8 protein-coding genes are annotated in these 7,322 nt (G+C 34.1%); all 8 read right to left on the bottom strand.

The genetic code is table 11. The features are described 5' to 3' along the window. Positions 1–109: 109 nt before the first annotated feature. The 8 genes from NFR99_RS14255 to NFR99_RS14220 all read right to left on the bottom strand — a co-directional run bounded on the left by NFR99_RS14255 (position 110) and on the right by NFR99_RS14220 (position 7,165). A complete protein-coding gene (locus NFR99_RS14255) occupies positions 110–226 on the bottom strand; it encodes a cysteine-rich KTR domain-containing protein (protein WP_465221064.1) in 117 nt (38 codons plus the stop codon). Between the two features lie 69 nt (positions 227–295). Then, positions 296–1,027, bottom strand: coding sequence for a DUF6796 family protein (locus NFR99_RS14250; RefSeq protein ID WP_016293017.1), 732 nt, complete (start codon positions 1,025–1,027; stop codon positions 296–298). Positions 1,028–1,030: 3 nt separating this feature from the next. Continuing rightward, positions 1,031–1,651 (bottom strand): TetR/AcrR family transcriptional regulator, encoded by a 621-nt coding sequence (locus NFR99_RS14245; RefSeq protein WP_251353983.1) that lies wholly within the window; start codon positions 1,649–1,651, stop codon positions 1,031–1,033. 61 nt (positions 1,652–1,712) lie between these two features. Beyond that, positions 1,713–1,907 carry a hypothetical protein gene (locus NFR99_RS14240; RefSeq protein ID WP_016293019.1) on the bottom strand — a complete coding sequence of 65 codons (195 nt, stop codon included), beginning with the start codon at positions 1,905–1,907 and terminating at the stop codon, positions 1,713–1,715. Positions 1,908–1,997: 90 nt separating this feature from the next. After that, positions 1,998–2,372, bottom strand: coding sequence for a TnpV protein (locus NFR99_RS14235; protein ID WP_016293020.1), 375 nt, complete (start codon positions 2,370–2,372; stop codon positions 1,998–2,000). 146 nt (positions 2,373–2,518) lie between these two features. Continuing rightward, a complete protein-coding gene (locus tag NFR99_RS14230; RefSeq protein ID WP_251353982.1) occupies positions 2,519–3,244 on the bottom strand; it encodes an Rpn family recombination-promoting nuclease/putative transposase in 726 nt (241 codons plus the stop codon). A gap of 343 nt (positions 3,245–3,587) precedes the next feature. Then, on the bottom strand, positions 3,588–6,101 hold the full coding sequence (locus tag NFR99_RS14225; RefSeq protein ID WP_251353981.1) for a DEAD/DEAH box helicase family protein: 2,514 nt from the start codon (positions 6,099–6,101) through the stop codon (positions 3,588–3,590). 416 nt (positions 6,102–6,517) lie between these two features. After that, the gene (locus tag NFR99_RS14220; RefSeq protein ID WP_251353980.1) at positions 6,518–7,165 is read right to left on the bottom strand and encodes a site-specific integrase; all 648 of its coding nucleotides are present in this window, start codon (positions 7,163–7,165) and stop codon (positions 6,518–6,520) included. Positions 7,166–7,322: the final 157 nt, after the last annotated feature.

The raw sequence follows: 7,322 nt of genomic DNA, 5'->3' as shown, positions 1-7,322 counted from the left end.
TGAATGTTGTCCCATGAAATATGCTCCTCCTTACAGCGACAGTTTTATTATTTTGTCTGTCTACTATAAGGGGAGCATATCATTGCTCACTTGTTCATCGGCTCCGCCTCTATGTGTCTGGCTCTATGATGACTGCTGTATGTAAATTTTTCACTTCAATTAGCGTTTTCTTCTTACACTTTGGACAGTAGAGAGGATAATTTTTCAAAACCGTATCTTTCCGCATTTTGTCACGAGTTTTATTACCACATATAGGACATAATATCCATTCACATTTTTTCATAAATTCACTCCACTAAAAATAATTTTCTTTTTTTGCAATTCCTTTGCTTAAATACATTTTTTTAAAAATGAAAAATACCACAAATAAACTAATACTTTGCTGCCCCCAGTCAAAAATACCTGTAAGAACTGCATTTTGAGGAAGTAACTTTACTAAAACAATAGACAACATCATCACCAATATCGGATTAACCCAAATAAACCACTTTGCAGTAGACCACACGCCTTTTATAGCTGCAATAAACATAACAAATGACAGCATTGCAAATCCTACCGCTGCTAATGCAGAAACAAATATAAATGTAAAAAAGAACTCTTCACTAATTTGTTTTGCACATATTACGTTATAATTTGTCAATCTATTGTATAACCATGCAGTAATTGCAAATACGCAATGATACAATGTCCCTACAGCAACAAATACAAATGATGATATTAAAAATATTTTCCTATATAATGTATTCCATTTTTCCATTAATAAATAAATAGCAAAAAATCCCCAAAATATTAGTAATAGCGCAACTACCCCGCATATACCGCCAAAAACAAATCTTATGGCATTTACTTCAGACCATTCCTCAGAAAACGCAGGGAAAAACTTTGCCATTCCTTTTGAACCAGATGGATTAAAACAGCCTAAAAGCATATCACCGACAAAACATATTATTGAACCAATGATTGCAATCTTAAAATACATAGCCAGTGTCTTATCTTTATATTCCTTTTGTAATTTATTCTTTTTCATAATTTATTCTCCATAAAAATCAAAGTCATCCATAATCATTTTCCATCCACTGTCAAAAAATTGAGAAACAACTTCCAAACAACTTTCTGCTTCTTCCTTTGAATACCCATTTTGAATAACTTGTTTATAAACAGAAAATTGTGCAACAATAATTAATTCCAGCGCTTTTTTATTGATACTATCTCCCAAAAAACTATAATAAAATTGTTGTGCTTCTGTTATAATTCGCTGAATCGTTTGCTCAAACCAATTTTCTACAGAACTGCCTTTACTGCAATTTAAAAGCAAAATGCAGGCATCATAGTTTGAATACATTAGACTCAAAATATTTTGTGTTTCAAGATGCACAATTTGAACATATTTATCAATGCTTTTATTTTCAATAGCTGTATAGAATAGTGGCATTAAATAAGTGAATTGCTCATCAAATTTTTTACAAACATCAGAAACAAGGCTGCAAAATAATTCATCCTTATTTTTATAGCGAGTATAAAGTGCTCCTGTAGTAATGCCTGCTTTTTGAGCAATTCTCCGTAAAGATGCTTTTGTAAATCCCTCTTTTAAAAATTCTTTATTCGCAGCATTTATAATTTTTTTATCAAGTTCAAAATTTCTAATCGCCATATTCCCTCCAATAACAATGTTATTGATAACAATGTTATTATACTTGAAATTTTTTAATTTGTCAAATGAAAAGATAAAGTGATAACTGCAATTTCACAATGCTGCTACTGCTACGGAATTCATTGCATACTTCATATCTTTTTATATCCAAATCTGAAAGATACCTATCCGATATCGCTCCGTATCCCATCCCGTCATGAATATGAAGTTCTATTGCTTCAATCTTCTCTTCAATTGTAAATTCCTTTTTGCCCATAAAATCACTCCCCATAGTGTAGTCTCGAAATTTTTGTTTTTTCGAGCGTCTACTCTATGGGGAGCATATCAACCCTCTGCCGCCTGTCTGTTATGCGTAGATTATTTCCTCATTCACAATCTCCATTGCACAAGCCCTTATGTTATTCATTCTTCCTGTCCATTCTAACGCATTTTCAGCCTTTAGCTGTTCCGTTATGCCTTGTGCCTGTTTCATGCCCTCTACGAGCCATTCCAAGCGTTCCTGCGCCTGCCTGTCAATGTCGGCAAGGTATGTATTCAGCCTGCCGCTTGTGAGAAGATTGGTGTATGTAACCTTACGGTACTGTTTCAGATAGTCCAAGTGCCGCTGTCCCCATGTGCCTATCAGCTGTTCTTCTTCGGCTGGTAAAGCTATACATGGAATTAGATAATCTCCCTGCTTTTCGTATCTGCCGCCCATTTCCTCAAAAAATGATTTTGCCATTTTGTAATTCCTCCAAATAAGATTATTCTCTCCACCTTATTATGTCTGCTGTCTTAAACACAATTTTAAGTTTTCTCCTTATCTGGGTTCATACATATACTACATATCTTTAAATACTGGAATCTTTATCGTTCAAAAAGCAAGCATTACACTGGCTGCAATTCTTTTTCCAATTCAAGCACCTGTTCCAGAGTGAGTCCAGAATACATTGCAACTTTTTCCAATAGCAAATCTCCATCTTCTATCATCCTCATTGCTACAGAGATTGCTCTTTTTCTATCTCCCTCATCATATCCCTGTTCATATTTTTCCTGATAATTCATCTGCAAAGTCATATAATCCAGCCTCCATTTCTCATTTTTTCTGACAGACTGTACTGCCTCATCTAATTCTCTGGTAAAGTCATCCTCCGGTTCTTTACCGTCAATAAAATCAAGTAACTTTTTCATTTCCAGCGTAACATCGTCCATAGTACCCTTCGTATTTAAAATAATCTTCGTTGTATCATCTCCAAGACCTAAATCCAGATTTTGAATACAACGATTTTCAAAGGTGTAAATGTGCCGCCCTTCGCCAAACAAATCAAAGGTACATACAAAAATGACAAAACTGCGTTTCAAATTTTTGTAATTGTCCCCTTTTTCCAAGATATTCAAATCTATCATCCCTTGATAATATCTTGTTCTCTTGGGAGCATTTCTATTCTCTGTTGTCTGCATTTCAATATTATAAACGGTTTCTTTTCCATCCTCCACATAGATATCCAAGCGTACACTTTTTGCATCCGCAGAAATATCTATTGTCTCCTGCGACTTCGGATATTCAATACGGGATATCTGGATGCCAAATATCCGTTCTAAAAAGGTTTGCAAAACTTCGGATTTCTCATGATAACACTAAACATGAAATCATCCTTGATTTGCAATTCCTCAAAAGCTTCTTCCATAATAATAATTCCCCCTTTCTTTACCTCTATTATAATATGTGTCTGTGGGGTTGACACGGATAGATTTTTGCCAATCCGTAAGTCCGTAAGTTAATTATTTTTTCCCATAATATCATCTTCCTTTTCTCCTTATTATCTTGATTCTTGTCCTTGTAGAAAATTTTTTCGCGTCATTTGATGTTTCCTCATTGACAAAACTATCAATTATCTTATTCTCCTCTTTGGTGATAACCACCTTAACCGTATAATTAAATCCAGAGGATCTTCATTTATGAAGAAAATCCGGTAATGTCAGTCATGTATTCATTTACAATATCCCGTCCGCGTAATTTATATAATACAAGCAAAGCATTAATTTTATCCTCATCCTGCAAATCCACATTCTGAATCAGTTCAGCCGAAAAACTCTTTATCTGCTTTTTCATTTTATCCAGTAATTCCGGAGTTATTATTTTCATTCCCTGTACCTGAGTTGCAAGAGAATCCAAAACAGATGATGGATGTATTATAACAGGTACACATTGATATCCATTTCCATATTCCGCTTTAAACCAGCGTTCAGAACCACCTAATTGATTACAGTAGTCTTTTGAAATAGTTTCACATACAGCACCACTTTTGCATTCAATAACCAAATACTTATTATCTCCTATTGCCCATAAATTGTCTGGTCCTTTACCAGAAGTTGCCTTATCTGGACGGGATGAATCAAAGCCCAATATCTCACCTGCTTCCATCAATGCCCTCTCAAACTCGTTTGCATCCGGCGAAAAAGACAGCATATCAAGGACTGAATTGATATGTATAATACATTCATTAGGATTATCACTAACATTAACAAAATATTCTTTTACACCTTTCGCCTGTTCCTTACTGTTTAATGATTTATCATATTGAATCCCCTCCATAGGAATAAGCACTCCTCCGTTGAGTTTTCTTGCCGACAGAAGTATTTGTTGAGCTTTTATCTTATCGTAAAAATTAGTATATTCTGCCTTTATCTGCATCAAGTAACCGCAATTTTTTTCATCTAGTTCATTGTTGGCCGCATTGCTAATTTCACCAGCAGCATTCTTCCACTGACAGCAGCATGCAAATTCAAAAGCTAATCTTAATGCCACTGTAGTATCACTAATACTCGAAACTGTTTCATAAACAATATTCGAAAGACGTTCTCTACTTTTCTGTATCCATTCAATTTGTCTATTCAATGAGAAATTTGCTAACGCAAATATCTCATCAATAGATGGCGTAGAGTTTTCCTGCATAAGCAAATCACACAACTCCTTGGAAAGCTGATACTGCTCCATTGTAGCCTTACTAAAAAACGATGATCCCTTATTTCGCAACAAAACATCTGCTAATTTACTTCCCATTAAAACAATACAGCATGAATCACTATTTGAGCGAACACCTCTGCCCATTCCTTGTTCTATTCTTTGCATTTGCTCCCGTAGCAACAGAGTGCTTCCCGGATTTATGCTTTGTACATACTTATCATACTCACTCCGAAGTGGTGGCAAGCCATCAATCACAAGCAATCTACAGGCATCATCCGGTAAATCAATGCCATCATATCTATTAACTAATATTACAAGCCCCACATGCCTTTGTTTGAGTTCTTTTACTATTTTTTCAATATTTTCTTTATCAATTATATTCTTTTCTGTACCATCCCAGAATTTCCCTCGTTCTCTTGATGATACTATAATCAAAACATTATATCGTTCAGACAACAATACTATTTTTTCTTTAATTTCATCATCTGTTATGTTGCTATTCAAATGCTGTGGAAAAAGAATAAGTCTATCACCTATATCATTTGCCTTATCAGGTGTAATAATATTGGTAACGTCATCTTTTTTTAATCCTAATGCTGACACAAAAATACTATCATCCGCAAGAGTTGCACTCATATAGATTCTTCTTGTAGCATTATCAAAACTTTTTATCTTGGAAATAGGGATACCTTTAGGTGATATTTCTATTGATTGTGCAGTTACCGTACAATTACAAAGAGCAAAACAATCTGCAAGCAAAGGCAGATTAAAAAATACAAACTGGTTGTCTTCTTCAGTATTCTCATACTGTCTCAAAAGTCGGTAAATCTCTGTTTGTTTATCCTGCCAAATCCAAAAAGGGAGCAGTGCATTCTTCTTTGGATCCTGCATTTCAACAATATTTATATATGCAGTTTCGTCATAAGTTCTCCATGCATCAGCAAACAGATCTATTATTTGGGAATACAATTCATGTCTATAAGGTATGTGCAGAGAAAACTGGGACGTTATAGTATCCATACATGCATGAATATCATCAATCAAAATACTACCTATAGGATAATTAGGATTTGAATTACGCATTCCGAAGACGCTTCTACCATTAACTAATTTATGAATCGGAATTACCAGAATCGCTCTATTTTCTGTGTAATTATAATCATCCTGATCTGAGACTGCAAGAATACCCAATTTCTTGGCTTCATTACAGACTTGTACTGCCAAATACTTGTCTGGAACAACATACACAGCTGGTCCTTTTCCCTCATTCAGACAACTTTGCAAAATCATCAATCCAACAACTGTTTTTCCACTTCCAGTATTCATTTTAATAACAGCATTCTTTTGCTCACGTTTTTCAAACCACTTTTTCCACACCTCAGATTGAACATCACGAGGATACTCATATTGCCTGTCTCTAGCAGGCAACGACATAAAAATCTCGCGCGGATCAATAGCTTTACTCTTTGAAGTGCCACTTAATTTTGAAAGTAAATCCATCATTATAATTCCTCCTGTTTTTTAACTCTGAAACTTTACTATAGCACCATAACTGTAATAATGTTAGTGACACAATGTTTCACATTGGCCATTTATTCAAATCAGCAAATTCTAAATAATTTCTGTTTTTTAAAAATCATCATTACAATGACTCAGTAAAATAGATACAACCTTCACATTTCATCCATCGTCATAATAGTTCCCACATTCATTTTCGTTCTATTTTCTATTCAACATTTATATTTTTATATTATAAGCTTTTATCTAATTATTTACAATAAGAAAATTATAAATAATAGACCCTGCATTAAAATTCAATTTCTTATCAATACTCTTTGTTAGTATCCGCGTTTCCAATTATTAATCAGGCTGCTACAACTTTGTTATAACAGCCCTTTTTTAACCCGAGTACTTATCAATTACAAGAGTTCATTAAGAAGATTCATGCATTTAATCTTTTGCTGCATATTTGCCTTTCCATATACATTGAGAGTAAATGAAACATTTTTATGACCAAGTATTTCTGATAAAGATTTTATATCAAAATCAGAAATTTCAATAGCTCGCACTGCGAAAGTATGTCTTAATTCATGGAAACATATTTTAGGCATGTCATATCGCTTTAAGAATCTTGTAAAATATTGGCGATAGGTTCTTGGTTCTGTCGGCTTTCTCTTTCCTGTCAAATAATAATCATTGGGATTATCAGTATAATACTTCATAATGACATTTGCTAATAATGAGGGGATAGGTATTATTCTTTCAGATGAAGTTGACTTAGGCGGTCCGATATGAACATATGATTGTTTACTTTTCTTGTCATATATTCTTTGAACCGTCTTATTAACAGATATTGTCTTATCTGAAAGAGAAATGTCTTTCATCTGTAATCCACATAGCTCGCCAATACGTAAACCAGTAAAAAGAGCAATCAGAATCCCGGTGGACTTACGATTCATATGCATATATATACACTGAATCAGCTTTTGCTCATCGTCTTTATTTAGAGAAATAACCCTATGTGATGAGTTATCCTTCGGATATTCAATCAACTCCCAATTAAGCAACGGAATTACTTTCTGCTTATAAGCATACTCCATAGCTAATCGAAGAACCAAAATAATATCACGAACAGTTTTTACCGTTAAACCTCCCTATTTAGTCAAGTCTTTTTTCCTTATTTTTCAAGGATTTTTTAGTTACATATCTCAGATGAATGAGCCA

It is taken from the genome of Hominisplanchenecus murintestinalis (assembly GCF_943193015.1).
In the GTDB taxonomy this organism is placed as follows: Bacteria; Bacillota; Clostridia; order Lachnospirales; family Lachnospiraceae; genus Hominisplanchenecus_A; species Hominisplanchenecus_A murintestinalis.
This window is presented reverse-complemented; position numbering and strand designations above follow the sequence as displayed.

Bases quoted from the DNA above. Each gene is read 5' to 3' on its own strand.
- NFR99_RS14255 (WP_465221064.1), bottom strand. From the start codon at position 226: ATGCGGAAAGATACGGTTTTGAAAAATTATCCTCTCTACTGTCCAAAG.
- NFR99_RS14250 (WP_016293017.1), bottom strand. From the start codon at position 1,027: ATGAAAAAGAATAAATTACAAAAGGAATATAAAGATAAGACACTGGCT.
- NFR99_RS14245 (WP_251353983.1), bottom strand. From the start codon at position 1,651: ATGGCGATTAGAAATTTTGAACTTGATAAAAAAATTATAAATGCTGCG.
- NFR99_RS14240 (WP_016293019.1), bottom strand. From the start codon at position 1,907: ATGGGCAAAAAGGAATTTACAATTGAAGAGAAGATTGAAGCAATAGAA.
- NFR99_RS14235 (WP_016293020.1), bottom strand. From the start codon at position 2,372: ATGGCAAAATCATTTTTTGAGGAAATGGGCGGCAGATACGAAAAGCAG.
- NFR99_RS14225 (WP_251353981.1), bottom strand. From the start codon at position 6,101: ATGATGGATTTACTTTCAAAATTAAGTGGCACTTCAAAGAGTAAAGCT.